The organism is Thalassobaculum fulvum (assembly GCF_014652915.1).
GTDB lineage: Bacteria > Pseudomonadota > Alphaproteobacteria > Thalassobaculales > Thalassobaculaceae > Thalassobaculum_A > Thalassobaculum_A fulvum.
In genome coordinates, this window is sequence record NZ_BMZS01000010.1 from 164,258 (window position 1) to 189,433 (window position 25,176).

Consider the following 25,176-nt stretch of genomic DNA (forward strand, 5'->3'; position numbering starts at 1 on the left):
GGAAACGAGAGATGGCCTTGTGGGTCTGGTTGTCGATCATGGCGGCCGCGGCGCAGACCGCGCGCACCGCCGGGCAGAAGCATCTGGCGGGTTCGATGTCGTCGTGGTCGGCGACCTGGGTGCGGTTCCTGTTCGGCCTGCCCTTCGTGGTCGGCTACCTGCTGGTCGCGACGGCGGACCGCACGGCGGCGATGCCGACACCGCACCTCGAGTTCTTCCTGTGGTGCCTGGGTACCGCAGCGTCGCAGATCGTCGCGACGGTGCTGCTGGTGCACCTGTTCTCGCTGCGCAACTTCGCGGTCGGGACCTCCTATGCCCGCACCGAGGCGTTCCTGACCGCGCTGGTCGGGGCCAGCCTGTTCGGCGAGCACATCGACGCCGCCGGCTGGATCGCCATCGTCATCAGCGTCGCCGGCGTGGTGCTGATCAGCCTGGCCAAGCAGGGGGTCTCCGGCATGGCGCTGGTCCGCTCCGGCCTGAACAGGGCGGCCGGCGTCGGCGTGCTGTCGGGACTGTTCTTTGCGCTGGCGTCGCTGACCCTGCGGCGCGCCAGCCTGTCGCTCGGCGATCCCGACTTCCTGACCACCGCCTCGATGACCCTGGTCACCGTGGTGTCGATGCAGGTCGTGCTGCTCGGCGGCTACATCCTGGCGACCCGGGCCGGGGAACTGGCGGCGATCGGCCGGGCCTGGAAGGCCTGCGTGTTCGTCGGCCTGACCAGCGCCATCGGCTCCGGCGGCTGGTTCACCGCCATGACCATCGAGCGGGCGGCCTACGTCAAGGCGATGGGCCAGATCGAGTTCGTGTTCGCGATCCTGGTCTCGACCCTGGTGTTCCGCGAGCGCTCGACGGCGCGCGAACTGGTCGGCATGTCGCTGGTCGCCGGCGGCATCGTGGTGCTGCTGCTGTTCGCGCGCTGAGGAGGGCGCTGAGGGGTTCCGGCGGCAGCGCTCCGCCCGTAGACTGCCGGCCATGAAGGACCCGGAAGACAGCCACCGCGAGGACCGCGAGCCGGACGACGAGGACGACACCGATCCCGTCCCGGCGGAGCCGGACCGGCCCAGCCTCTGGCAGTGGCCGGTGGTGCGCGGCGTGGCCAACGGCGCGCTGTTCGCGGTGATGCTGAGCGTCATCCAGGTCTACGGCCTGTTCCGCGAGGCGCGGCCGCTCGACGACGAGTCGCTTGCCGGCAACATCGGCGCCGGCGTGGTGTTCGGCTTCGTCATGTACATCGTCGAGCTGTGGCGCTGGCATCGACGGGCGAAACCGGGCGGTGCCGGGCCGGCTCGGGCCGACCGCAACGCGGCGGCAGCCGAGGCCGCCCGCCGGATGGTCGAGCGCCGGCTTGAACGTGACGACGACAGCGAAGACGAGACCCCACGACGATGACCGACGACCCGACCTCCAGCCCGCTGCCGGCCGTGACGCCGCGCGGTGCCGGCCACCGCTTCGCGATCTACGGCGATTCTTGCTCGGGCATTCCCGGCGCCCTGCACGAAAGGACCTTCGCGAGCGTCAATGCGGTGGTCCGCCGGCTCGACCCGGCGCCGGAGTTCATCATCTTCCCGGGCGACGAGATAACCGGCCTGACCCGCGACGAGGCCGCGCTGCGCGAGCAGTGGCGGCACTGGTTCGAGGTCGAGATGGCATGGCTCGACCGCGAGCGCACACCGCTGTTCAACACCACCGGCAACCACACCACCTACGACCCGATGAGCGAGCGGGTGTTCGCCGACGTCATGGCGCACCTGCCGCGCAACGGCCCGCGCGAGCAGAAGGGGCTGAGCTACTGGGTGCGGCGGGACGACCTGCTGATGGTGTTCGTGCACACCCTGTGGTCCGGGCTCGGCGGCGAGGGGCACGTCGAGTGCGACTGGCTGGACGCGACCCTGGAGACCCACGCCGACGCGCGGATCAAGCTGGTGATAGGCCACCACCCGTTGTTCCCGGTGAACGGCTACGCCGGCGCCTACCAGCGCGACATCGGCCCGCCGCACAGCGTCGCGTTCTGGGAGACCCTCAAGCACCACGGCGTGACCGCCTACATCTGCAGCCACATCCTGGCGTTCGACGTGCAGGTGCTCGACGGCATCCTGCAGGTCTGCACCGCCGGCGCCGGCACCGCCCACCGGATGCCGGAAGGTATCGAGTACCTGCACTGCCTGACCGCCGCGATCGACGGGCAGGGCTTCCGCTACCGGGTGTTGGATGCCGAGGGTACTGTCCGCGAGGCGCTGTCCTGGCCGTTCGCGCTACCGGCCGCCGATGCCTGGCTCGCGCTGCCGGCCGGCGGGCAGGCGGCCCCGGACAGCGAACCGATGGCCGCCGGGCCGGTGCCGGCCGCGGTGCGGGCATGGCGCTTCACCGGGATCGCGGCCGCGGACGGGACGGCGGCGCGCCAGACCTGGCTCAGCGCGCGCGGCGACGGGCCGGCGATCGCGCCGCTGTGGATCGGCCTCAGTGGACCCGACCAGCGCCTGAGCGTCAGCATCGGCATCAACCCGGACCCCGGCCGCAGCCCGCACTACTGGCACGGGCCGGTCGTGGAACCCGGCGAGCGGTTCGACCTGACCGTCGCCCTGCACGGCGGCATGGGGCCGGGCGGCGTGCTGGTGCGGTCCGGCGAGGACGGGCCGTGGTCGACTCTCGACGGCGCCTCGGCGTCCGGGCCGGAGGCGCTGGCGGTGCTGCCGCACTGGACCGTCGGCCATGGCGACGGCGGGCCGGACGACCGGCCGTTCCTGGGCCGGGACCTGCGGGTGCGCACCGTGCACGCGCGGCAGGAGGCGGTCTGAGCGGGCAGACGCGTCGCCCTTCAGTCCTCATTCCGGACGGGGCCGCCGAAGTCGGGAACGATCCTGTGCGATTCTGGAAACTCGCCCGCCGTCCGATTGGCGTTTGATCCCTCGGGTGGCTCGTGGGCAGGAGGGAAATTGCAGTAGAAGAAGATTGTTCTGATTCGACTCAAAAAAAATCTTGTAGAATCCTGATTCTAATATATTTTCTTTTCCATGTGAATGGAGGCGGCGATGGACGCGACATACAATTTGCACGGAGCCTACAAGCCGACTCTCAAGCGGTTCGCAGATCTCAATGGGCCCGATTTTTTCCCAACCCCGAGATGGGCGACATTCGCCCTGATCGACAATGAATCATTCAAGGGTGATATATGGGAAAGCGCGTGCGGCGACGGAGCCATGTCCGACGTGCTTGCGGAGACAGGACGGTCGGTGCGTAGCTCCGACCTCTACGATCGCGGCTTCGGGGATATTGGGCACGACTTCCTGACCACGCGCCGGGCCGCGGACAATATCGTCACTAACCCACCGTACAACGCCGCCGAGGGGTTTGTGGCAAAGGGCGTTCAGCAGGCCCGGCAAAAGTTCGCTCTGCTTCTTCGCCTCGCGTTCCTCGAAGGCGCCAATCGCGCGAACACTATTTTTTCTCGCGTGCCGCCCAGTCGCGTGTGGGTCTTCAGCGAGCGGATCACGTTTTATCCGGCTGGTGCCGAGGTTAAGGGTTCCGGTACTACGGCCTACGCATGGTTCGTTTGGGACAAGAATGCGCAGTCTGGTACGGAACTTCGGTGGTTCAAACCTGGTTACAAAGCTCAATACAGCTAGAGAAGGCCTTTGCTTCTTAGGTGTAGAACACCAACATCAGTCAGTTTGTACATGCCGCGTCCTGCGTGTTCGACATAGCCGTCCTTGATGACATTGCCATCTGATTTATGGTGTGATTTCAGGTTTCTTACGCGTTGCTCCCAAACTTCTTCGTTGGGCCTAGTGGCTGACTGATTTCGATCGTCGTCAGTCAAGGTGACATAGTTCGGAACATTCTTGATCAGCGTGCGAACGTGGGCCTTGTGCTCTGACCGAGATGCGAGAACCTGCATGACCGCCAATCCAAGTTCTCTTTCTGATGTCTTCGCCATTTTTCACTCCACCTAAAGGTAGAGATTGTGCCTGCGGCTGCTTACAGCAGCAAGACCGAACCGTCGACCCAAGCTGACTTCATAAGGGGTACAGCTGGCCGGCCTTTCGGCCCCATCCGCTCGCCGTTGGCGTGCCGCCCTGGGATGAGGCGTGGGGAAAATGACCCGTCGGCCAGAGGCAACGCTGCCCTGCTTTCCTCGCGCCGGCCGAGGGACTACCGTCTCGGCACCGCCTGCCGAGGAGCTATCGTGATCCACGTTTCAAGCCAGTTCGATTCCGGCAACATCGAGGTTGTCGCAGCCGACAGCCCGGACGCCGTCCGGCTGCGCATCGCCAAGGACGGGGCCGCCGATTTCTTCCAGTGGTTCCACTTCCGGGTGTCGGGTGCGCGCGGCGTGCCGCTGACCCTGATCATCGAGAACGCCGGGTCTTCCAGCTATCCGAAGGGCTGGGAAGGCTACCGTGCCGTCGCCTCGACCGATCGGCAGGACTGGCGGCGGGTCGAGACCGGCTACGACGGGACCGCCCTGACGATCCGGCACACGCCCGATGCCGACGCCGTCTGGTTCGCCTATTTCGCGCCGTACTCGCTGGACCGCCACGACGACCTGGTGGCTCGCGCCCAGGCCCGGGGCACCGCCCGGCTGGAGCGCCTGGGCGCTACGCTCGACGGCCGCGATCTGGACATGCTGACCTTCGGCTCCGGGCCGAAGCCGCTGTGGGTGATCGCCCGCCAGCATCCGGGCGAGTCGATGTGCGGCTGGTTCATGGACGGGCTGGTCGACCGGCTGTGCGACCCGTACGACCCGGTGGCGCGGGCGCTGATGGCGCAGGCGACCCTGCGGGTCGTGCCGAACATGAACCCGGACGGCGTGTTCCGTGGCCACCTGCGGACCAACGCCAAGGGCGCCAACCTGAACCGCGAATGGCGCGAGCCGAGCCTGGAGAACAGCCCCGAGGTGTTCCACACGATCCGGCGGATGGAGGCGACCGGCGTCGCCATGTGCCTGGACGTGCACGGCGACGAGGCGCTGCCCTACAACTTCATCGCCGGCTACGAGGGCATCCCGGACCCGAGCGAGGCGCACCTGGCGCGACTGACCCGCTACAAGGACGAGCTGGCACGGCTGACCCCCGACTTCCAGACCGAGCACGGCTACCCGAAGCCGGCACCGGGCAAGGGCAACCTGACGACCTCGACCGGGTATATCGCCAGCACCTTCCGGTGTGCGGCGATGACCCTGGAGATGCCGTTCAAGGACACCGCCAACAACCCGATGCCGGAGGTCGGCTGGTCGCCCGACCGCAGCCGGCGGTTGGCCGGTCATTGCCTGGAGGCCATGCTGCTGATGATCGACGACTGGGAGGCCGGGCTGTGATCACCGTCTGGGGCCTGAAGAACTGCGACACCTGCAAGAAGGCCCGGGCCTGGCTGGACGGCCGCTCGGTGTCCCACGCCTTCAAGGACGTGCGCGCCGATGCGGTCGCGGCCGGCGACGTGAAGGCCTGGCTCGACGCGGTCGGGGCCGACGTGCTGCTGAACCGGCGCGGCACCACCTGGCGCGGGCTGGACGACGCGGCCAGGGCCAAGGCCGAGACCCCGGCCGGGCTGGTCGAGCTGCTGGTCGCCAACCCGGCGCTGATCAAGCGGCCGGTGTTCGTCGGCGGCGACGGGACGGTGGTGGTCGGCTTCGGCAAGGCCGAGCAGGCCCGGGTGGAGGCGCTCGGATGACGGGGGCGGCGGATATCGCGGTCGTCGGCGGCGGGCTGGTCGGAGCGGCCGTCGCCTGGGGGCTCGGCCGGGCCGGCGCCCGGGTCGTGGTGCTGGACGAGGGCGACGACGCGATCCGCGCCTCGCGCGGCAACTTCGGCCTGGTCTGGGTGCAGGGCAAGGGCGACGGCATGCACGAATACGCCGCCTGGACCCGCAACAGCGCGACCCGCTGGCCGGAGCTGGCGGCCGCCATCGCCGAGTCCGAGGGCGTCGACGTCGGCCTGCGCCAGCCCGGCGGCATCGAGCCGTTCCTCGACCAGTCGGAGCACGACGCCGCCGAGCTCGAGATCCGGCGCATGCACAACCAGCCGGGGGTCGGCGCCAACGACACCCGAATCATCGACGCGCAAGAGGTGCACGAACTCGAGCCGGCGCTCGGTCCCGAGGTGATTGGCGGCGCGTTCTGCCCGCACGACGGCCACGTGAACCCGCTGTTCCTGCTGCGCGGCCTGCATGCCGGGCTGGCCCGGCACCGGGTCGACTACCGGCTGAACCACCGGGTCGAGCGGATCGAGCGCTCCGGGTCGGGCTACGCGATCGAGACGACGGCGGGAGCCGTGACCGCCGGCAAGGTGGTGCTGGCCGCCGGTCTGGGGAACGGCCGGCTCGGCCCGATGGTCGGGCTGGACGTGCCGACCGCACCGGACCGCGGCCATATCCTGGTGACCGAGCGGCTCGGCCCGCTGCTGTCGCATCCGCTGACCCGGCTGCGCCAGACCGAGGAAGGCACGGTGATGATCGGCGCCAGCTCGGACCGGCCCGGCTACGACACCTCCCTGGACTTCGCGACAGTGGCGCGGCTGGCGGCGCGGGCCCGGCGGGTGCTGCCGGCGATCGGCAAGGCCCGCATCGTGCGGACCTGGGCGGCACTGCGCATCATGTCGCCCGACGGCTTCCCGATCTACGCGGAGTCGGCGAGCTGCCCGGGCGCGTATGTCGTGACCTGCCACAGCGGCGTCACCCTGGCGGCGGCCCACGCCCTCGACCTGGCGCCGGTGCTGCTCGGCGACGGCTTCAACGACCGCTTCGCCGCGTTCTCGCCGGACCGGTTCCGGAACGAAGCGGCGGCTTAGGTCTGCGGCAGCGGGTGGGTTCCGGATGCGTCTCGCCTTCGGCGAACCGCTCCGGAATGACGACAAGGAGGGGACGGGCGCTTCCCCTTCCTGTCGTCATTCCGGACGGGTGCGCCGCCCCGGCGCGACCGAGCCGGAACCCACGGAGCGATGGGCGCTCGCCGTCCGCTACGGCAGAACCGTCACGTCGCTGTCCAGCCCGGGCGCCAGCCGCCGAAGGTAGTCGACCAACTCGCCGGCGGCCTCCTCGGCGGCCGACAGCGGCATCGGGTCGAGCCGCTCGAACACGAACCACATGTCGGTGCTGGCCTCGGTCAGCCGGGTGCGCGGGCCCTGGCGCCAGTTCCAGCGCCGGCAGGTCACGCCGAGATCGTCGCGCCACACCACCTCGCCGGCGTCGACGGTCTCGACCGCCGGCTCGCCGTTCGCCGTGGTCTCGAAGCTCTCGCTGCCGTCGGCGACGATCAGCCGGGGCGAGCCCGAGTAGGCCCGCAGGTCCTCGCCGCCGACCGGGATCGCGTAGCGCAGGCTGAGCGCGTTGTAGACGTCGACCACGGCGTTGATCGCCGGCAGCGCGCCCTGCTTCAGCGCCCGCTTGCGCAGCGCCTCGGCCGAGCACGGGGTGCGGTTCGGCCTTGCGCCGAAGGCGCGATAGGCCTCGGCCCAGGCAGCCAGGTGCGCCTCTCCCCAGTCCGGCCCGTCGGCGATCCCGGCGACCGCCGCGGACAGCATGGCCGTGGCCTCCGGGTCGTCGGCCAGGTTGCGGCCGCCGACCACGCGCACGCTGACCGCCCGGAAGTCCGGGCGGAGGGCGGCGACGGCGGATGAGACGCTGGGCGTGAACTCGGGCATCATGTCGTTTCTCTGACCGATCATTCTGTTGGAATGTCCATATCAAACGTACCGACCGTGTCAATGGATTGACCGATGACCGAAACCGAGCCCGAGCGCATTGCCCCCGAGCGCATTGCCGGCGTGATCGCCCGAAACGTCGCGCTGCGCCGGCACGAGCAGCGGCTGTCGTTCGAGCAGCTGGCGCGCCGGGCCGGCGTCAGCAAGGGCGTCATCGTGCAACTCGAGCAGGCCCGCTCGAACCCGAACATCGCCACCCTGTGCCGGCTCGCCTCGGCGCTCGGCGTGGCCGTCGTCGACCTGCTGGCCGAGGATGCCGGGGCGGCGGTCCAGGTGGTCCGGGCCGGCGAGGTGCCGGTGCTGTGGAACGGACCATCCGGCGGGACCGCCCGGCTGCTGGCCGGCACCCGCGGCCCCGACATGCTGGAGCTGTGGGCATGGGAGCTGCGGGGCGGTGAGCGCTACGACGGCGCCGCGCATGCCGCCGGCACCCGGGAGATCCTGCACGTGGTCGAGGGCCGGCTGGCGGTCGAGGTCGACGGACGGCGGGTCGAGCTCGACCCCGGCGACGGAATGACCTTTGCCGGCGACCGCCGACACGCCTACCTTGCGGTTTCCGACCGCGTCCGCTTCACCATGGCCGTCCACGAACCTCCCGCCGCCGGGGCTCCCGCATGATGCGTTTCGATCGTCTTTCCAGTCCCGGCCGCGCGCGCCGGATCAGTTTCCTGTTCGAGGGCCAGCCGGTGACGGCGCAGGAGGGCGACACCGTCGCCACCGCGCTGCTGGCGGCCGGTGCCGGCGCCACCCGGTCGACACCGGCCAGCGGGTCGGCACGCGGCGCCTACTGCCTGATGGGGGTGTGCTTCGAGTGCCTGGTCGAGATCGACGGGGTGCCGAACCGCCAGGGCTGCATGGTGCCGGTCGCCGAGGGCATGAGCGTCCGGCGCCAGCGCGGCGCCGCCGGCGTCGCGGAGGACGTGCGATGACCACGGTCCGAGATCTGGTGATCGTCGGCGCCGGCGCCGCCGGCCTGTCGGCCGCCGCCGAGGCGCGCGAGCTCGGCCTCGACGCGCTGGTCCTGGACGAGCAGCCGGAGCCGGGCGGCCAGGTCTACCGCTCGGTGGCGCGGGTCGCCGAGCGGCGGCCGGCCGACCTGGCGTTCCTCGGCGCCGACTACGCCCGCGGCGCCGAGCTGGTGGCCGCGTCCACCGGGGGCGAGCGCCGGCAGGGGGCGACGGTCTGGCAGATCGGCCCGGCCGGTCGCGACGGCAGCCGCGAGGTGATCTGGTCGGAGGCCGGGGCCGCCCGCCGGGTCCTGGCCCGCACCGTCCTGGTCGCCAGCGGCGCCATGGAGCGGCCGGTGCCGGTGCCGGGCTGGACCCTGCCGGGGGTGACCACGGTCGGCGCCCTGCAGGTCGCGCTGAAGCAGTCGGCGATCTACCCGGCCGGAAGGGTGGTGATTGCCGGCTCCGGGCCGCTGCCGTTGCTGCTGGCCGAACAGCTTCGTGCCGCCCGTGTGCCGGTGGCGGCGATCCTCGACACCACCCCGTCGGGACGGACGGCGAAGGCGCTGCCGCTGCTGCCGGCGGCGGCGCTCGGGGCGCCGGACACCCTGCGCAAGGGACTGGCGCTGCTGAAGGCGCGCGACCGCTCGGGCGTGCCGGTGTGGCGCCACGTCCGCGAGGTGCGGGCCGAAGCCGGTTCCGACGGCGCACTCGCCACGGTCCGGTTCCGCACGGCATCGGGCGACGAGGAGACGGTAGAGGCGGACCTGCTGGCGCTGCACGAGGGGGTGGTGCCGAACCCGCAGCTCACCCGGCTGGTCGCCGCCGAGCATCGCTGGCACGCGGCGCAGCGCTGCTTCCATCCGGTGACCGATCCGTGGGGCGAGACCACGGCGGCCGGCGTCTACGTGGCCGGCGACGGCGGCGGCACCCTCGGGGCGAGGGCCGCCGAGGCTTCGGGCCGGCTGGCGGTGCTGGCGGCGGCGTCGCGGCTCGAGCGCCTGACCGAGGCCGCGCGGGATTTCCGGGCGGATCCCTGGCAGTCGCGCCTGCGCGGCGAGCGGGCGCTGCGGCGGCTGCTCGACGTGATGTACCCGGCGCCCGACTGGATCGCGGCACCGGCCGATGAGGCGGTCGTCTGCCGCTGCGAGGAGGTCACCGCCGGCGAGCTCCGCGCGGTCGCCGGGCACGCCGCCGGGCCGAACCAGGCCAAGGCGTATCTGCGTTGCGGCATGGGGCCGTGCCAGGGCCGGCTGTGCGGCCTGACCGTCACCGAGATGATCGCGCGGGCGCGCGGGACCACGCCGGCCGAGACCGGCTACTACCGGATCCGGGCGCCGATCAAGCCGGTGACGCTCGACGAGATCGCGTCGCTCGACAGCGAGGACGCCGCGTGAGACCGGGGCGGCGGCGATGACCGGGCTGGTCCTCGCCGTCTTCGTCGTCGTCTACGCCGGACTGGCCGCCGGCCGGCTGCCCGGGCTCGGCATCGACCGCACCGGCTTCGCGCTGCTCGGCGCGCTGGTGCTGTACGCCGCCGGCGCGGCCGACGGCGACCGGGTCGCGGCGGCCGTCGACGTGCCGACACTGGCCGTGCTGTTCGGCCTGATGGTGCTGTCGGCGCAGTTCTACGTCAGCGGCTTCTACGACTGGTGCGCCCACGCCATCGCCCATCGCGGGGCGTCGCCGCGGCGGCTGCTGGCGGCGACGGTGGCCGTGGCCGGCGGGCTGTCGGCGGTGCTGGCCAACGACGTGGTGGTGTTCGCGATGACGCCGCTGCTGTGCCACGGGCTGCGGGCCCGCGGCCTCGACCCGCGCCCGTACCTGATCGCGCTCGCCGGCGCCGCCAATGCGGGCTCGGCGGCGACCATCATCGGCAACCCGCAGAACATCCTGATCGGCCAGGCCGGCGGCCTCGACTTCTGGCGTTTCCTGGCTGTGTGCGGCCCACCGGCGGCGGTCGCGCTGGCGGTCGTCTACGGCACGGTGGCGACGGTGTGGCGGCGCGAGCTGGCCGAACCGGGGCGGTCGCCGGGCCACGAGCGGCCGGCGGTCGACCGCCCGGGCATCCTCAAGGGCGCGGTCGCCACGGTCGCGCTGCTCGGCTGCTTCGCGCTGCCGGTGCCGCAGGCCACCGGCGTGCTGGTGGTGGCCGGGGCGCTGCTGGTCAGCCGGCGGCGGACGACGCGCGAGATGCTGGCGCATGTCGACTGGCCGCTGCTGCTGCTGTTTGTCGGCCTGTTCGTCATCACCGACGCGGTCGCCGCCCTACCGGTAGTGGGCGAGGCGGTCGCCGGCCTGCAGGCGGCCGGGGCCGACCCGGCGCGGCTGGGCGTTCTGGCGCCGCTTGCGCTGGCGGCCAGCAACACCATCGGCAACGTGCCGGCCGTCGTCCTGGTGCTGGCGCTGGTCCCCGACCTGCCGGAGGCCGCGCTGCATGGCCTGGCCCTGCTGTCGACGCTGGCCGGCAACCTGCTGCTGGTCGGCAGCCTGGCCAATATTATCGTCGTCGAACGGGCCGCCGGCGCCGGGGTGCGGCTCGGCTTCCTGGACCATGCCCGCTGCGGCGTGCCGATGACCCTGGTGTCGATGGCGTTCGCCACGGCGTGGCTGGCGATCGTTGCGTAGGCCACGAGCCCTGGACAGACGGCGCCGGCCATCGTGCAATGCCGGGACCATGCGTCGGACCCTCGGCCTGCTGTTCGGACTGTCCTTCCTGGCGGTGGCCGGCACTGCCCCGGCCCGGGCCGAGGTCGCCGTCGACCTGGAACTGGTGCTGGCGGTCGACGTGTCCGGCTCGATCGACCCGACCGAGGCGTTCCTGCAGCGCGAGGGCTACATCCAGGCGCTGACCAGTCCGGAGGTGATCCGGGCGGCGACCGCCGGGCCGCTCGGACGGATCGCGGTCAGCTACGTCGAGTGGGCCGGGAGCCGTCACGTCCGGACGGCCGTCGACTGGCAGCTGATCGACGGGCCCGAGGCGGCGCAACGGGTGGCCGACATGATGTTCGACGCCGACCTGTTCCCCGGGCAGCGCACCTCGATCAGCAGCGCCATCCTCTACGCACTCCCGCTGTTTCGCGACAACGGCTTCGCCGGCACCAGGCGGGTGATCGACATATCCGGCGACGGTCCCAACAACGATGGCGTGGCGGTGCTGGCGGCGCGCGAGGCCGCCGCCGCCGCCGGGGTGTCGGTGAACGGCCTGGCGATCCTCAACGACCGGATCGGGCCACACGGCTATCCGGTCCTGGAGGATCTGGACGTCTACTACGAGGAATGCGTGATCGTCGGCCAAGGCGCGTTCGTGCTGGTCGCCGACGGGTTCAGCGACTTCGGCGCCGCGATCCGCCGCAAGCTGGTGCTGGAGATCGCCGGGCTGACGCCGCGTCGGGCCGGGCTGCGGAACGTCAGCGGCTACGACTGCCTGATCGGCGAGCGCCAGCTCCGGGAATGGCTGGAGCGGGCGCCGTTCGACCCGTAGGGAGCGGAGGCGGTGCCCGTCGCGTCGTGGGTTCCGGCTCGACCGCGCCGAGGGCGGCGCGTCCGTCCGGAATGACGACAGAGAAAGCAGCCACCCCTTTTTCACCCACCTTTCGTCATTCCGGACCGGATCGCCGACGGCGAGACGGAGCCGGAACCTACACTGCGACGGGCCTTCGAGCGCCCCTGGGCTACTGCATGAAGCCGCAGCGGTAGAGCTGGACGTGGAAGTCGCGCAGCACGCGCTCCTGTTCGGCGGGCGGGACCTCGGCGACCAGCTCGGTCTCGAAGTTCGGCCGCTTGAGGTGCTTGACGACGATCTTGCGGGCGAGCTGCGAGGCCTTGCCCTCGGGCAGCATCTCGGGCGTGCACATCGACAGCAGCATGAAGGCGCGGATATGCAGCGGGCGGCTCGGGTCGTCGACCCGTTCCAGGATCCGGTCGTCGACGATGTAGCTGGCCAGCAGGTCGTCGAGGTGGTTGGCGATCCGCGTCTTGAAACCGTCGGCGAGACCGGAGCCCTGGACCTTCTTCACCACCGTGGTGATGGTCTCCATCTTCTTGTTGGGCGGCCGGTTGTCCTTGACGATCTGCTTCACCGATTCCGGCCGGATGAACAGACCCTCGAGCTGCATGCTGATCTCGTCGCCGATGCTCTCGACCAGCCGGCTCTCGGACAGTGCCAGCAGGTAGGCGGCCTTGCGCGCCGGATCGGAGAACGACGGCAGCAGGCGCCCGGTCGCTTCCTTGAGGCCGGCGATCCCGCCCTTGTTCAGGATCCGCGACTGCCGGTGGGTCAGCGCCTCGGCGATCGAGCCACCGCCGAACAGGTCGTCCCCGGGCATCAGCTTGTCGATCAGCGCCCGGAACGCCTCGGCCTCCTCGTCGGGCTCGCCGCGGGCCAGCGGACTCTTGGCTTCGAGCTGCCGGCGCACGCGGTCGACCAGCATCGCCTGGCTGTCGGGCAGCGCCTCGAGCCCGAGCAGCGCGTTCAGGCGTCCGGCCAGCGCTTCGGGCGAGTCCGCCGGCTGGCCCTCGGAGTCGGCTTCCAGCCGGCCCTGGGCCAGGTCGATCAGCGAGCCGAGGGCCGCGCCGAGGCTCGGCTGCAGCCCGAGCAGGTCCTGCAGGGTCTCGGCGTTCGCGAGGATGTCGGAAATGTAGGTGTCCACCAGCGCCCGCGCCCGGTCGTCGTCGGCCGGCTCCGCCCAGTCCATGGTCTGCGCCAGCTTGCCGAAGAACGAGCGCTGCTGGACCAACTCGCGGGCGACCACGACGCGCAGCAGGTAGTCGCACTGGCCGGGGTCGGCCGAGGCGACGATCTTGCCGACCGCGCCGTCGAAGCCGTCGGTACGGATGGCCGGCAGCTTCTTCTCGGCGGCGGCCCGGGCGCGCGCGGTGATCTCGTCGAGGAAACCGTAGAGCGTGTCCCGGCGCTTGCCGGTGTCGGTGTCGTCGCGTCCTTTCGCCTGCAGCGTCGCGACCTTCCCGACCCCCGAGGCGATCAGGGTGTCGGCGTCGACGATGCGGCGCAGCTCGCGGAAATCGTGCATGACCTCGGTGGCGGTTACGCCGTTCTTGTCGAGGTAGGCGCGGAACAGGCGGTTGATCGTCTGGCGGCCGCGACCGGCAAAAACCTCCTCGACGCTCTCGCAGTACGGCGCCTCGTCGACGTCGTTGACGAAGATCTTGCCGCTGTCGCGCAGCTCGCGGGTCTGCTCGAAGACGACGGTCTCGCGGGCGGTGTCTCCGCGCGCCACCTCGCGGACCACCTTTACGCCGGAAACACCCTGTTTGTTGAGGACCTTACGGGCGAATGCCTCGGCATCCGTCTGCGACGTCGCCGTGGTCTCGATCGTCCAGCGGCCTTCTCGGCACGCCAGGACCTCGAAGCTTTCTCGCTTCCCGAACATGTCCCACCCCTCCGCGTGTTCTCGCGGATCGTCCAAGCAAAGTTTATTCCAAATGTGAAAAATGGCAAATTAACCATCTCCGACCAGTGCCCGTCGGTCGCGGGCGGACCTTTCATCCTCGGCCGGCACTCGCTATCTCTGTCGCATGCAGCCGCTGCCGGACCTGGAACCCGCCCCCAATCTGCCGATCGACCTTTCGACCGCCCGGGCGATCGTGGATGCGGCGATCGACCGCTGGGGCGCCGGGCGGCGCGAGGCGATCGGCGGCTTCGTCGACCGCCACTTCGGATTCCGCGGGGCCGGCCGGCTGCACCGCAAGGCGCTGGGCTGGGACGTCCTGCGGGCACCGGCGAACATCGCCCTGGTGCCGCCGCAGCTCGGCCTGCACGCCGCCGGCGTCGTCGCCTCCCGGCTCGGCGGCCGCAAGCTCGGGCACTGGCTGTCGTCGCGCCGGCTGCTGCTGCGCACCGACGTCGACCGCGAGATCGAGTGGCTGCTGTGGACCGAGTTCCTGGAGCTGCCCTACGCCGACGGTACCCGGCTCTCGACCCGCGACGCGCTGGCCGAGAGCCTGCTCGCCGACCCCCGGCTGGCGCTCGCCGTCGCCGAGCCGCTGGCCGAGATCGCCCGCCACGCCGGCGACCCCGACATCCGCCGCCGCATCGAGGAGACCGTGGCGGCCTATACCGGCACCCGCGCCGCCGCCGCCGACGTGACCGGCGCGCTGGTCAACCTCGGCGCCGGCTATCTTGCCGCGCACCAGATCACCCCCAGCGTATGGACCCTGGGGCCGGTGCTGGCGGCGGCGATCGCCCAGAAGGCGGCGATCGCCAGTTTCCCGCTCGGAGCGTCGTTCGGCAGCGCCTGGTACGGCGTGTTCCCGGCCGTCGTCGGGCCCTGGGCGGTGGCGTCGACCACCGTCGGTCTGGCCGCCGTCGGCGCCGTGGTGGCGGCATTCGCCGGCCTGGTGGCGGATCCGGCGCAGCGGGCGCTCGGCATCCACCACCGCCGCCTGGAGCGGATGCTCGGCACCATCGAGACCAACCTGCGCGGCCACGGGCCGGCCGCGTTCGCGCCGCGCGATCACTACGTCGCCCGGCTGATCGATGTGGTAGACATGATCCGGGCCGCGCATCGGGTGGTTCAGGGCGGCTGACCGTCCCGGTTTCGGCTTGACCGCCGGAACCCGGAGGCGCTCAATTCATACGTGCTCGAACGATAGGGAGGGTTCGATGGCCGTCACCACGCTCGCCGAGGATCTGGTCGGCAGGACGGTTCCCTTCCAGGAGATCCCGGTCATCGACGTCGGCGCGCTGGTCGACGGTAGCGACCCGCAGCGGGTGGCCGAGGCGTTGGGCCGGGCGGCGGCTTCGGTCGGGTTCCTGTACGTGCGCAACCACGGGGTTCCGGCCGGCCTGCGGGCGGCGATGATGGCCGAGGCCGAGCGGTTCTTCGCGCAGCCGCTGGAGGCGAAGAACGCCATCCACATCCGGCACTCCGCGATCCACCGCGGCTATTTCCCGCTGTTCGAGGAGAACACCGACCCGGACCTGACGGCCGACCTGAAGGAAGGGCTGGACCTCGGCCGCGACCTCGGTTCCGACGATCCCGAGGTGCGGCAGGGGCTGCCGCTGCACGGGCCGAACCAGTGGCCGGCCGACCTGCCGGGCTTCCGGCAGACCACCGAGGAATACTTTGCCGCGATGCGCTCGCTGGCCGAGGCGCTGATGCGCGGGTTCGCCCTGGCGCTCGGGCTGGCACCGGACTTCTTCACGGACAAGATCGACCGGCCCTGCGCCTCGCTGCGGCTGCTGCACTACCCGCCGCAGGAGGGCCACATCGAGGCCCGCACCATGGGCTGCGGCGCCCATACCGACTACGGTTGCCTGACGATCCTGGCGCAGGACGACAACGGCGGCCTGCAGGTCCGCAACTCGGCCGGCGACTGGATCTCGGCGCCGCCGATCCCGGGGACCTTCGTGATCAATCTCGGCGACCAGATGGCGCGCTGGACCAACGGCCGGTTCCAGGCGACGCCGCACCGGGTGATCAACACCTCGGGGCGCGAGCGGTACTCGATGCCGTTCTTCTTCGACCCGAACTGGGACGCGCTGATCGAGGCGCTGCCCGGCACCGTGCCGGAAGGCGAGGCGCCGCGCTACGCACCGGTGCTGGCCGGGCCGTACCTGCAGTCGCGGTTCGACGACACCTTCGCCTACCGCAAGGACGAGATCGCCGCAGGGTGAGCGTGACCCCGACGGCCGATCCGCGGGCGCTCGCCGCCGGCTTCGACCTGGCGGCGCTGGATCCGGCGTTCCTGGACGACCCGTACCCGACCTATCACGCGCTCAGGACCCACGACCCGGTGCACCGGATGCCCGACGGCTCGGTGTTCCTGTCGCGCTACGCCGACTGCCTGGCGGTCTACCGCGACCGCCGGATGCTGTCCGACAAGACCCGCGAGTTCGGTCCGAAATACGGGGTCGGCAGCCCGCTGTACCGGCACCACACCACCAGCCTGGTGTTCAACGACCCGCCGTTGCACACGAGGGTCCGCAGCCTGCTGATGCCGGCGTTCACGCCGCGGGCGCTGACCGCGCTGCACCCGAAGCTGGAGGCGCTGGTCGACCGGCTGCTCGACCGGATCGCCGAGAAGCGCGGGTTCGACCTGATCGCCGACCTGGCGGCGGCGGTCCCGGTGCAGGTGATCGGCGACCTGCTGGCGATCCCGATGGCCGACCGCGGGCCGCTGCGCGACTGGTCGCTGGCGATCCTCGGCGCGCTCGAGCCGCGGCTGACCGACCAGCAGATGGCGCGCGGCAACCGGGCGGTCGCCGACTTCACCGCCTATCTCGACGACCTGATCGCCGAGCGCCGGCGGAACCTCGTGCTCGACGGCAGCGACGTGCTGTCGACCCTGATCGCCGGCGACCCCGGCAGCGGTGATATGCTGAGCCCGGACGAACTGGCGCAGAACTGCATTTTCCTGCTGAACGCCGGCCACGAGACCACGACCAACCTGATCGGCAACGGCGTCGCCGCGCTGATGGAGCACCCGGACCAGCTGGCCCGGCTGCGTGGCGATCCGGGGCTGATCAACGGCGCGGTCGAGGAGTTCCTGCGCTACGAGAGCTCGAACCAGCTCGGCAACCGGCGGGTCGGCGAGCGGATGGAGCTGGCCGGCGAGACGCTGGAGGAGGGCACCTACGTGCACATCGGGATCGGTGCCGCCAACCGCGACCCGGCGGTGTTCCCGGATCCCGACCGGCTCGACCTCGACCGGACCCCGAACAAGCACCTGGCCTTCGGGTCCGGCGCCCATGCCTGTGCCGGCATGAGCCTGGCGCGCATGGAGGGGCGGGTGGCGATCGGCCGGCTGGTGCGGCGGTTCCCGCGGCTGGAGCGGGCCGGCGACTTCCTGCGCGGCGGCCGCGCCCGTTTCCGCGGCTTCCTCAGCTACCCGATGCTCGCTTCGGGCTGACCGCCGCCGCCAAGCGCCTGCGCCGCTCCCCCCAAAGCCCGGTCATGTTGCCGGCGAAGATCAGCGCGCCGCCGGCCAGCACGAACGGGTTGAACGGCTCGGCGTAGAACAGCCAGCCGACCACCGCGATCAGTGGCAGCCGGACGAAGTCCATCGGCGCCACCAGGGCGGCGTCGGCGTGGCGCATGGCATGGGCGACGCAGTAGTGCGAGGTCAGGCCGGCGATGCCGATGACGGCGATCCAGGGCCAGGCGTGCGGCGACGGGGCGACCCACACCCCGAGCGCCGGCACCAGCCCGAGCGGGAGCTGGATCAGGTTCATCCAGAAGATGATGGCGAGCGGGCTCTCGGTCGGCGCCATGGCGCGGGTGAAGGCGTACACCGTCGAATAGCACCAGGCCGCCCCCAGCACGACGAAGGCGGCGACGTCGAACAGGCCGGAGCCGGGCCGCACGATCACCAGAATGCCGGCGAAGCCGAGCGCGATGCCGGCGAGCCGCCAGCGGGTCAGCCGCTCGCGCAGGAACACGGCCCCCAGCAGCGCGGTCCAGATCGGCGTGGTGAACTCGATCGAGAACACCGCGGCGAGCGGCAGCACCGAGATCCCGAAGATCCAGGCGTAGGTGCCGCCGAAATGGGCGACGCTGCGCGCCAGGTGCATGGGGAACCGCGCCGTGGTGACCTTGCGGAACCCGACCCGCCAGGCGATCAGGGCCAGTACCGTCACGCAGATCACGCTGCGCAGGGCCATCGCCTGGAACACCGACATCTCGGCGGTCAGCTCGCGTCCGGCCAGCGCCATGCCGGTGAACGAGGCGAGCGCGCCCATCATCCAGGCCACGGCGAGCAGGGGGCGGCTTTCGGTCACGGCAGGAGTCCGGGGCGGGGCACGGGAGATGGGGCCGGGAAGGCGGCGCTGGAGCATAGGCAAACGGGCCGAACGGAGCAATTCCGCCAGTGATCCGGGTACGGCCGGTCGACGTAGGACGTGCTCGACCGCGCCCACCGTTCACAACCGGTCTTCCACCGACCGACAGAGAGGTTCCCGTCATGCGTTGTGCCGACTGCGAGAGCGTCGACGGCCTGCTCCACGACAGCAATGCGCTCTGGTTCGGGATGCCCTCCGGCGAGAGCTTCCGGCGGCTGCTCGATCTCTGCTCGTCCCAGGGGACGAAGGCCGACGCCGTCGGCGAGTCGGCGGTCCTCGTCAGGCTGGCGCGCTCGGAGGTCGACCGGTTCGTCACCGCGCTGTACGGCGAGCTGAAAGGGCCGGAACTGGCCGGCGCCCGGGTGGTGGTGACCGGCGGGCGCGAGCCCGGGCCGGCCGACCTGGCGCGGGTGATGAGCGGCGAGGTGTTCGTCAACCGCTTCAAGGCGGAGTGGATCGTCGAGGCGCTCGAGGCGGGCCGCTACACGACGTGGTTCCAGCCGATCGTGAGCGCGGCCGACCCGGATCCGACCCGTCCCTATGCGCGGGAAGGCCTGTTCCGGATGCGCGACAAGGACGGGACCCTGATCCCGCCCGGCCATGTGTTCGGGGTCGCGCAGGATGCCGGGTTGCTGTTCAGCCTCGACCTGGTGGCCCGGCGGTCGGCGGTCGAGACGGCGGCGCGCGCGGGCGTGCGCAGCAAGGTGTTCGTCAACTTCAACCCGTCCAGCGTCTACGACCCGGCCTACTGCCTGCGGACCACGGCGGCCGGGATCGAGGAACTCGGACTGCGGCCGGAAGACGTGGTGTTCGAGCTGACCGAGACCCACCGCGCCCACGACAAGGCGCACCTGAAAGGGATCCTGGCGTTCTACCGCAAGGCCGGGTTCGCGGTGGCGCTCGACGACGTCGGCGCCGGCTGGTCCGGCCTGACCATGCTGCACGAGCTGCGGCCGGACTACGCCAAGATCGACATGGACCTGATCCGCGGCATCCAGGACGACCCGTTCAAGCAGACGATCGTCCATCACCTGGTCTCGATCGCGCGCGAGCACGGCATCCGGACGATCGCCGAGGGTATCGAGACCGAGGGCGAGGCGGACTGGCTGCGGGGCGAAGGCGTCGACTTCCTGCAGGGATACCTGTACGGCCGGCCGGCGCCGCTGGAGGCGCCGGCCGGCCGCGCCTCGAAACCCGACCGATCCGGTCCGATTTCGCCTTGACCGGCCATCGCCCCGGGACTACCTAATGCGTACCGAAGTGGTACGGATTGGTTAACCCATGCTCCGGCTCAACCGCATGACGGACTACGCGATCGTCGTCCTCGGCCAGATGGCCCAGGACGTCGGGCGGGTGCGCACCGCGGCGGCCTTGGCGGATTCGACCGGCGTGCCGGTGCCGACGGTGTCCAAGCTGCTGAAGCAGATGGCCGGCGCGGCCCTCGTCAATGCCCATCGCGGCGCCAAGGGCGGTTACTCCCTGGACCGCCCGGCGGCGGCGGTCACGGTGACCGACATCATCCAGGCGCTGGAGGGGCCGATCGCGCTCACCGCCTGCGTCGACGGCGCCGAGGACAGCTGCGAGGTCGAGCGTTGCTGCCCGATGCGGGGCAACTGGAACCGGGTGAACCAGGCAATCCGCTCGGCGCTCGACGGCGTGACCCTCGCCGACATGCTCGACCCGGAGGGGATGTTTCCGGTACGAACCCCGCCGGCCGGGCTGCACGCGATGCCGCCGGCGGGTGCTGCCGAGTAGATCGAACGCAGGATACGGGAGAACAGGTCGATGGCCGCCACAGCGGACACCGTGCGACAGGTCGAGGACGTCACCGGCGGAGCCTACAAGTACGGCTTCGTTACCGACATCGACGCCGAGATCGCGCCCAAGGGCCTCGACGAGAGCACCATCCGGTTCATCTCCGCCAAGAAGGAGGAGCCGGAGTGGCTGCTGGAGTGGCGCCTCAAGGCGTTCCGGCAATGGCAGCGCATGGCCGAGCCGAACTGGGCCAAGGTCAATTATCCGCCGATCGATTTCCAGGACATCCACTACTACGCCGCGCCGAAGAAGAAGGACGGCCCGAAGAGCCTGGACGAGGTCGACCCGGAGCTGCTGGCGACCTACGAGAAGCTCGGCATCCCGCTCAAGGAGCAGGAGATGCTGGCCGGCGTGGTCGCGGTCGACGCGGTGTTCGACAGCGTCTCGGTCGCCACGACCTACAAGAAGGAGCTGGAGAAGAAGGGCATCGTCTTCTGCTCGATCTCCGAGGCCGTGCACAAGCACCCGGAGCTGGTGAAGCGCTACCTCGGCTCGGTGGTGCCGGTGGCGGACAACTACTTCGCCTGCCTGAACTGCGCGGTGTTCACCGACGGCAGCTTCGTCTACATCCCCAAGGGCGTGCGCTGCCCGATGGAGCTGTCGACCTATTTCCGGATCAACGCCGAGAACACGGGGCAGTTCGAGCGCACCCTGATCGTCGCCGACGAGGGCAGCTACGTCAGCTACCTCGAGGGCTGCACCGCACCCCAGCGCGACGAGAACCAGCTGCACGCCGCCGTCGTCGAGCTGGTGGCGCTCGACGATGCCGAGATCAAGTACTCGACCGTGCAGAACTGGTACCCGGGCGACGAGAACGGCAAGGGCGGGATCTACAACTTCGTGACCAAGCGCGGCGCCTGCCGCGGCAAGCGCTCGAAGATCTCCTGGACCCAGGTCGAGACCGGCTCGGCGATCACCTGGAAGTATCCGAGCTGCATCCTGCAGGGCGACGACTCGGTCGGCGAGTTCTATTCGGTCGCGATCACCAACAACGCCCAGCAGGCCGACACCGGCACCAAGATGATCCACCTCGGGCGAAACACCCGCTCGACCATCATCTCCAAGGGCATCAGCGCCGGCCGCGCCGACAACACCTACCGCGGCCTGGTGCGGATCTCGAAGAAGGCCGAGGGCGCGCGCAACTACACCCAGTGCGACAGCTTGTTGATCGGCGACAAATGCGGCGCGCACACGGTGCCGTATATCGAGAGCAGGAATCCGTCGGCGCGGGTCGAGCACGAGGCCACGACCTCGAAGATCAGCGAGGACCAGCTGTTCTACTGCCTGGCCCGCGGGCTCTCCGAGGAGCAGGCGGTGTCGCTGATCGTCAACGGCTTCTGCAAGGAAGTGATGAAGGAACTGCCGATGGAGTTCGCCGTCGAGGCGCAGAAGCTCATCGGCATCAGCCTGGAGGGCAGCGTCGGCTGACGGCGCCCATGGGTCCCGGATCCGTTCCGCCTCCGGCGGGCCGCTCCGGGATGAGGGAATAGAACTTGGTCCTCATCCCGGAGCGCGCCTCCGGCGAGCATCCGGGACCCACCCGCCGCGTCGGAGCGGGTGAACAGGTAAGAGAAAGAGGGTTACGGAGCCATGGCGCTTCTGGAGATCGAAGGGCTGCACGTCGAGGTCGAGGGCAAGGAGATCCTCAAGGGGATCGACCTGGTGATCGAGCCCGGCGAGGTGCACGCCATCATGGGGCCGAACGGCTCGGGCAAGAGCACGCTGAGCTACGTCTTGTCGGGCCGCGAGGGCTACGAGGTCACCGCCGGCAGCATCCGCTTCGACGGCCATGACCTGCTGGAGATGGAGGCCGACGAACGCGCGGTCGCCGGCATCTTCCTGGCGTTCCAGTATCCGGTCGAACTGCCGGGCGTCTCGGGCATGACCTTCCTCAAGGAGGCGGTGAACGCGCGCCGCAAGGCGGCCGGCGAGGGCGACATCGACGCCATGGCGTTCCTGAAGCTGGTGCGCGCCAAGGCCAAGGGCCTGGGCATCACCGACGAGATGCTGAAGCGCGCGGTCAATGTCGGGTTCTCGGGCGGCGAGAAGAAGCGCAACGAGATCCTGCACATGGCGGTGCTGGAGCCGAAGCTGTGCGTGCTCGACGAGACCGACAGCGGGCTCGACATCGACGCGCTGAAGGTGGTGTCGGACGGCGTCAACGCGCTGCGCGACCCGGCGCGCTCGATGCTGGTGATCACCCACTACCAGCGTCTGCTGAACCATATCGAGCCGGACAAGGTGCACGTGCTGGCTCGCGGCCGTATCCGCCGCACCGGCGGCAAGGAACTGGCGCTGGAGCTCGAGCAGAAGGGGTACGCCGACTTCGTGGAAGCGGCGTGAGGACGCGATGACCACGGACACCAACACGCTTCCCCTGGTGGCCGGCGAGGACCCGGCCGTGCTGGCGGCCGGCGCGCCGGACTGGCTGGCCGCGCTGCGCCGGGCGGCGATCGCCCGCTACGACGCGATCGGCCTGCCGGGGCCGCGCACCGAGGCCTGGAAGTTCACCGGGCTGAACGCCGTCAAGGCGCTGACGCCGGTGCCGGCCGAGGGCGTGCCCGCGACGGAACTGCCGCCGGCCGTGGCGGCGCTCGACGGCCCGCGCATCGAGATCGTGAACGGCCGTCTGTCCGCCCTGCCGGCCATGCCGACGGGCGTCGAGGTGGTGGCGCTGGACGATCCGGCGGCCGCTCCGGAATGGGTGCGGGCACATCTGGGCTCGATCGCCTCGTTCGAGACGCATCCGTTCACCGCACTCAACACCGCGCAGCTCGCCGGCGGCGTCGCCGTCCGGATCGCCCGCGGCGCGATGCCGGAGGCCCCCATCGTGCTGTCGGTCGCCCAGGCCGGTGGCGGCGAGACTGCGACCATCGCCCATCCGCGGGTGCTGGTGGTGGTCGAGGAGGGCGGCTCGGCCGACCTGGTCACGGTGTTCCAGGGCAGCGGCCGCTACATCGCCAACCCGGTCACCGAGATCGCGGTCGCCGAGGGGGCCCGGCTCGGCCACGCCGTGCTGCAGGCCGAGGACGCCGAGGCGTTCCACGTCTCGATGACCGCCCTGAAGCTGGCCGAGAAGTCGACCTATGACGGCTTCGTGCTGGCGACCGGCTCGAAGCTGGCGCGCCACGAGGTGCGGGCCGAGCTCGACGGCGAGCACATCGAGTATGCGATCAACGGGGTGTACCTCGGCGCCGACGGCCAGCACCACGACATCACCACCTTCATCGACCACGCCCGGCCGCACGGCACCAGCCACGAGATGGTCAAGGGCGTGCTGACCGGTACGGCGCGCGGGGTGTTCCAGGGCAAGATCCTGGTCCGGCCGGACGCCCAGAAGACCGACGGCTTCCAGATGAACCGGGCGCTGCTGCTGTCGCGCGACGCCGAGGTCAACAGCAAGCCGGAGCTGGAGATCTACGCCGACGACGTGAAGTGCAGCCACGGCGCCACGGTCGGCGAGCTCGAGGACGACGAGCTGTTCTACCTGATGGCCCGCGGCATCCCGCGGGGGCGGGCCCGGGCGCTGCTGGTCGAGGCCTATGTGCAGGAGGCGATCGCCCTGATCGGGCGGGCGCCGGTGCGCGACGCCTTCGCGGCGGTCGCGTCGGAGTGGCTGGACCGGCATGTCGCCGGCGTCAGCGGAAGCGGGGAGTGAGCTGAGAATGGCCGAGGCCGCCATCAACGAGGGCACCGTGTACGACGTCGAGCGCTACCGGGCCGACTTCCCGATCCTGTCGACCCAGGTCCACGGCAAGCCGCTGGTCTATCTCGACAACGGCGCCTCGGCCCAAAAGCCGCGCCAGGTGATCGACCGGGTCACCGAGGTGTACGAGACCGGTTACGCCAACGTGCACCGCGGGCTGCACTATCTCAGCGAGAAGGCGACCGCCGACTACGAGGGCGCGCGCGAGAAGGTGCGCGGCTTCCTGGGGGCGGCCTCGACCTCGGAGATCGTGTTCACCCGCAACACCACCGAGGCGATCAACCTGGTCGCCTACAGTTGGGGCCGCGCCAACCTGCAGCCCGGCGACGAGATCGTCATCACCTACATGGAGCACCACTCGAACATCGTGCCGTGGCAGATGCTGCGCGACGAGAAGGGGCTGGTGCTGAAGGCGGTTCCGGTGCTGCCGGACGGCTCGTTCGACATGGCGGCGTTCAAGTCGCTGCTGACCGATCGCACCCGGATGGTCGCCGTCACCCACGTCTCCAACGTGCTCGGCACCGTGGTGCCGGTGAAGGAGGTGATCCGGCTGGCCCACGCCGCCGGAGCCGCGGTGCTGATCGACGGCAGCCAGGCGGTCCAGCACATGGCGGTCGACGTGAAGGACCTCGACTGCGACTTCTACTGCTTCACCGGCCACAAGCTGTACGGGCCGTCCGGCATCGGCGTGCTGTACGGCAAGGAGGCGGTGCTGGACGCCATGCCGCCGTGGCAGGGCGGCGGCGACATGATCGCCTCGGTGACCATCGAGAAGAGCACCTGGGCCGACCTGCCGAACAAGTTCGAGGCCGGCACCCCGGCGATCGCCCAGGCGATCGGACTCGGCGCGGCGATCGACTACGTGCGCGGCGTCGGTCTCGACCGGATCGCCGAGCACGAGCGCGACCTGCTGAACTACGCGACCCAGCGGCTGGCCTCGGTCGACGGGCTGTCGGTGCTGGGCTCCGCGCCGGGCAAGGTCTCGGTGATCTCGTTCACCATGGACTGCGCGCACCCGCACGACGTGTCGACCATCGTCGACCAGCAGGGCGTGGCGGTGCGCGCCGGCCACCACTGCGCCCAACCCCTGATGGACTTCTTCGACGTCGGCTCGACGACGCGAGCGAGCTTCGGCCTGTACAACACCCGGGCCGAGGTCGACGCGCTGGTCGAGGCGCTGGAGAAGGTCCGGGCGATCTTCGCGTGACGGAG

The 25,176-nt window shown here is 70.5% G+C and carries 25 protein-coding genes; 21 read left to right on the forward strand and 4 right to left on the reverse strand.

Annotated features, from left to right (window positions below; translation table 11 throughout):
• Positions 1–11 precede the first annotated feature (11 nt).
• The 4 genes from IE246_RS20495 (at position 12) to IE246_RS20510 (ending at position 3,623) form a co-directional block, all read left to right on the forward strand.
• Positions 12–920: an EamA family transporter gene (locus tag IE246_RS20495; RefSeq protein WP_189993133.1), complete on the forward strand. Its 909-nt coding sequence runs from the start codon at positions 12–14 to the stop codon at positions 918–920.
• A 52-nt stretch (positions 921–972) separates the two neighbouring features.
• Positions 973–1,389, forward strand: coding sequence for a hypothetical protein (locus IE246_RS20500; protein WP_189993135.1), 417 nt, complete (start codon positions 973–975; stop codon positions 1,387–1,389).
• Complete coding sequence (locus IE246_RS20505; RefSeq protein WP_189993137.1) at positions 1,386–2,795, forward strand: metallophosphoesterase family protein; 1,410 nt, start codon at positions 1,386–1,388, stop codon at positions 2,793–2,795. Before IE246_RS20500 ends, IE246_RS20505 begins: the two co-directional genes overlap by 4 nt.
• 234 nt (positions 2,796–3,029) lie before the next feature.
• Complete coding sequence (locus tag IE246_RS20510; RefSeq protein ID WP_189993140.1) at positions 3,030–3,623, forward strand: hypothetical protein; 594 nt, start codon at positions 3,030–3,032, stop codon at positions 3,621–3,623.
• On the opposite strand, the gene IE246_RS20515 is transcribed toward IE246_RS20510, so the two are convergent.
• Positions 3,620–3,934, reverse strand: a complete 315-nt coding sequence (locus tag IE246_RS20515) for a winged helix-turn-helix domain-containing protein (protein WP_189993141.1) — start codon at positions 3,932–3,934, stop codon at positions 3,620–3,622. The genes IE246_RS20510 and IE246_RS20515 overlap by 4 nt on opposite strands.
• A 249-nt stretch (positions 3,935–4,183) precedes the next feature.
• Between IE246_RS20515 and IE246_RS20520 the strand changes: the two genes are divergently transcribed.
• From IE246_RS20520 to IE246_RS20530, 3 genes are read left to right on the forward strand one after another with little or no spacing between them, the layout of a single operon-like run.
• Positions 4,184–5,314: a M14 family metallopeptidase gene (locus IE246_RS20520; protein WP_189993144.1), complete on the forward strand. Its 1,131-nt coding sequence runs from the start codon at positions 4,184–4,186 to the stop codon at positions 5,312–5,314.
• Positions 5,311–5,667 (forward strand): Spx/MgsR family RNA polymerase-binding regulatory protein, encoded by a 357-nt coding sequence (locus IE246_RS20525; protein WP_189993147.1) that lies wholly within the window; start codon positions 5,311–5,313, stop codon positions 5,665–5,667. The genes IE246_RS20520 and IE246_RS20525 overlap by 4 nt, the downstream gene beginning before the upstream one ends.
• A complete protein-coding gene (locus IE246_RS20530; protein ID WP_189993149.1) occupies positions 5,664–6,782 on the forward strand; it encodes an NAD(P)/FAD-dependent oxidoreductase in 1,119 nt (372 codons plus the stop codon). The genes IE246_RS20525 and IE246_RS20530 overlap by 4 nt, the downstream gene beginning before the upstream one ends.
• A gap of 168 nt (positions 6,783–6,950) precedes the next feature.
• Here the strand turns inward: IE246_RS20530 and IE246_RS20535 are convergent, their stop codons facing one another.
• Positions 6,951–7,658, reverse strand: coding sequence for a B3/B4 domain-containing protein (locus IE246_RS20535; RefSeq protein ID WP_229837415.1), 708 nt, complete (start codon positions 7,656–7,658; stop codon positions 6,951–6,953).
• 51 nt (positions 7,659–7,709) lie between these two features.
• Between IE246_RS20535 and IE246_RS20540 the strand changes: the two genes are divergently transcribed.
• The 5 genes from IE246_RS20540 to IE246_RS20560 are packed head-to-tail and all read left to right on the forward strand — an operon-like array spanning position 7,710 to position 12,125.
• Positions 7,710–8,312, forward strand: coding sequence for a helix-turn-helix domain-containing protein (locus IE246_RS20540; RefSeq protein ID WP_189993151.1), 603 nt, complete (start codon positions 7,710–7,712; stop codon positions 8,310–8,312).
• Positions 8,309–8,623: a (2Fe-2S)-binding protein gene (locus IE246_RS20545; protein WP_229837416.1), complete on the forward strand. Its 315-nt coding sequence runs from the start codon at positions 8,309–8,311 to the stop codon at positions 8,621–8,623. Before IE246_RS20540 ends, IE246_RS20545 begins: the two co-directional genes overlap by 4 nt.
• The gene (locus IE246_RS20550) at positions 8,620–10,038 is read left to right on the forward strand and encodes an FAD/NAD(P)-dependent oxidoreductase (protein ID WP_189993153.1); all 1,419 of its coding nucleotides are present in this window, start codon (positions 8,620–8,622) and stop codon (positions 10,036–10,038) included. The genes IE246_RS20545 and IE246_RS20550 overlap by 4 nt, the downstream gene beginning before the upstream one ends.
• A 16-nt stretch (positions 10,039–10,054) precedes the next feature.
• The gene (locus IE246_RS20555; RefSeq protein ID WP_189993155.1) at positions 10,055–11,269 is read left to right on the forward strand and encodes an SLC13 family permease; all 1,215 of its coding nucleotides are present in this window, start codon (positions 10,055–10,057) and stop codon (positions 11,267–11,269) included.
• A gap of 49 nt (positions 11,270–11,318) precedes the next feature.
• Positions 11,319–12,125 carry a DUF1194 domain-containing protein gene (locus IE246_RS20560; protein ID WP_189993156.1) on the forward strand — a complete coding sequence of 269 codons (807 nt, stop codon included), beginning with the start codon at positions 11,319–11,321 and terminating at the stop codon, positions 12,123–12,125.
• 190 nt (positions 12,126–12,315) lie between these two features.
• On the opposite strand, the gene IE246_RS20565 is transcribed toward IE246_RS20560, so the two are convergent.
• The gene (locus IE246_RS20565) at positions 12,316–14,034 is read right to left on the reverse strand and encodes a hypothetical protein (protein ID WP_189993159.1); all 1,719 of its coding nucleotides are present in this window, start codon (positions 14,032–14,034) and stop codon (positions 12,316–12,318) included.
• 145 nt (positions 14,035–14,179) lie between these two features.
• On the opposite strand from IE246_RS20565, the gene IE246_RS20570 reads away from it, so the two are divergent.
• From IE246_RS20570 to IE246_RS20580, 3 genes are all read left to right on the forward strand, one after another.
• On the forward strand, positions 14,180–15,190 hold the full coding sequence (locus IE246_RS20570; protein ID WP_189993161.1) for a DUF6635 family protein: 1,011 nt from the start codon (positions 14,180–14,182) through the stop codon (positions 15,188–15,190).
• A gap of 76 nt (positions 15,191–15,266) precedes the next feature.
• Positions 15,267–16,280, forward strand: coding sequence for an isopenicillin N synthase family dioxygenase (locus IE246_RS20575; protein WP_189993163.1), 1,014 nt, complete (start codon positions 15,267–15,269; stop codon positions 16,278–16,280).
• The gene (locus tag IE246_RS20580) at positions 16,277–17,515 is read left to right on the forward strand and encodes a cytochrome P450 (protein WP_229837417.1); all 1,239 of its coding nucleotides are present in this window, start codon (positions 16,277–16,279) and stop codon (positions 17,513–17,515) included. Before IE246_RS20575 ends, IE246_RS20580 begins: the two co-directional genes overlap by 4 nt.
• On the opposite strand, the gene IE246_RS20585 is transcribed toward IE246_RS20580, so the two are convergent.
• A complete protein-coding gene (locus IE246_RS20585; RefSeq protein ID WP_229837418.1) occupies positions 17,487–18,383 on the reverse strand; it encodes a DMT family transporter in 897 nt (298 codons plus the stop codon). The two genes, IE246_RS20580 and IE246_RS20585, sit on opposite strands and share 29 nt — an antisense overlap.
• Before the next feature lie 182 nt (positions 18,384–18,565).
• Here IE246_RS20585 and IE246_RS20590 point away from each other — a divergent pair, with 182 nt between their 5' ends.
• The 6 genes from IE246_RS20590 (at position 18,566) to IE246_RS20615 (ending at position 25,171) form a co-directional block, all read left to right on the forward strand.
• Complete coding sequence (locus tag IE246_RS20590; RefSeq protein WP_189993166.1) at positions 18,566–19,666, forward strand: EAL domain-containing protein; 1,101 nt, start codon at positions 18,566–18,568, stop codon at positions 19,664–19,666.
• Positions 19,667–19,724: 58 nt separating this feature from the next.
• Positions 19,725–20,198, forward strand: coding sequence for an SUF system Fe-S cluster assembly regulator (locus IE246_RS20595; protein WP_189993168.1), 474 nt, complete (start codon positions 19,725–19,727; stop codon positions 20,196–20,198).
• 30 nt (positions 20,199–20,228) lie between these two features.
• The gene (sufB, locus tag IE246_RS20600; RefSeq protein ID WP_189993170.1) at positions 20,229–21,686 is read left to right on the forward strand and encodes a Fe-S cluster assembly protein SufB; all 1,458 of its coding nucleotides are present in this window, start codon (positions 20,229–20,231) and stop codon (positions 21,684–21,686) included.
• 162 nt (positions 21,687–21,848) lie between these two features.
• Positions 21,849–22,601, forward strand: coding sequence for a Fe-S cluster assembly ATPase SufC (gene sufC / locus IE246_RS20605; RefSeq protein ID WP_189993172.1), 753 nt, complete (start codon positions 21,849–21,851; stop codon positions 22,599–22,601).
• Between the two features lie 7 nt (positions 22,602–22,608).
• Positions 22,609–23,916, forward strand: coding sequence for a Fe-S cluster assembly protein SufD (gene sufD, locus IE246_RS20610; RefSeq protein ID WP_189993174.1), 1,308 nt, complete (start codon positions 22,609–22,611; stop codon positions 23,914–23,916).
• Between the two features lie 7 nt (positions 23,917–23,923).
• Positions 23,924–25,171 (forward strand): cysteine desulfurase, encoded by a 1,248-nt coding sequence (locus tag IE246_RS20615; protein ID WP_189993176.1) that lies wholly within the window; start codon positions 23,924–23,926, stop codon positions 25,169–25,171.
• Positions 25,172–25,176: the final 5 nt, after the last annotated feature.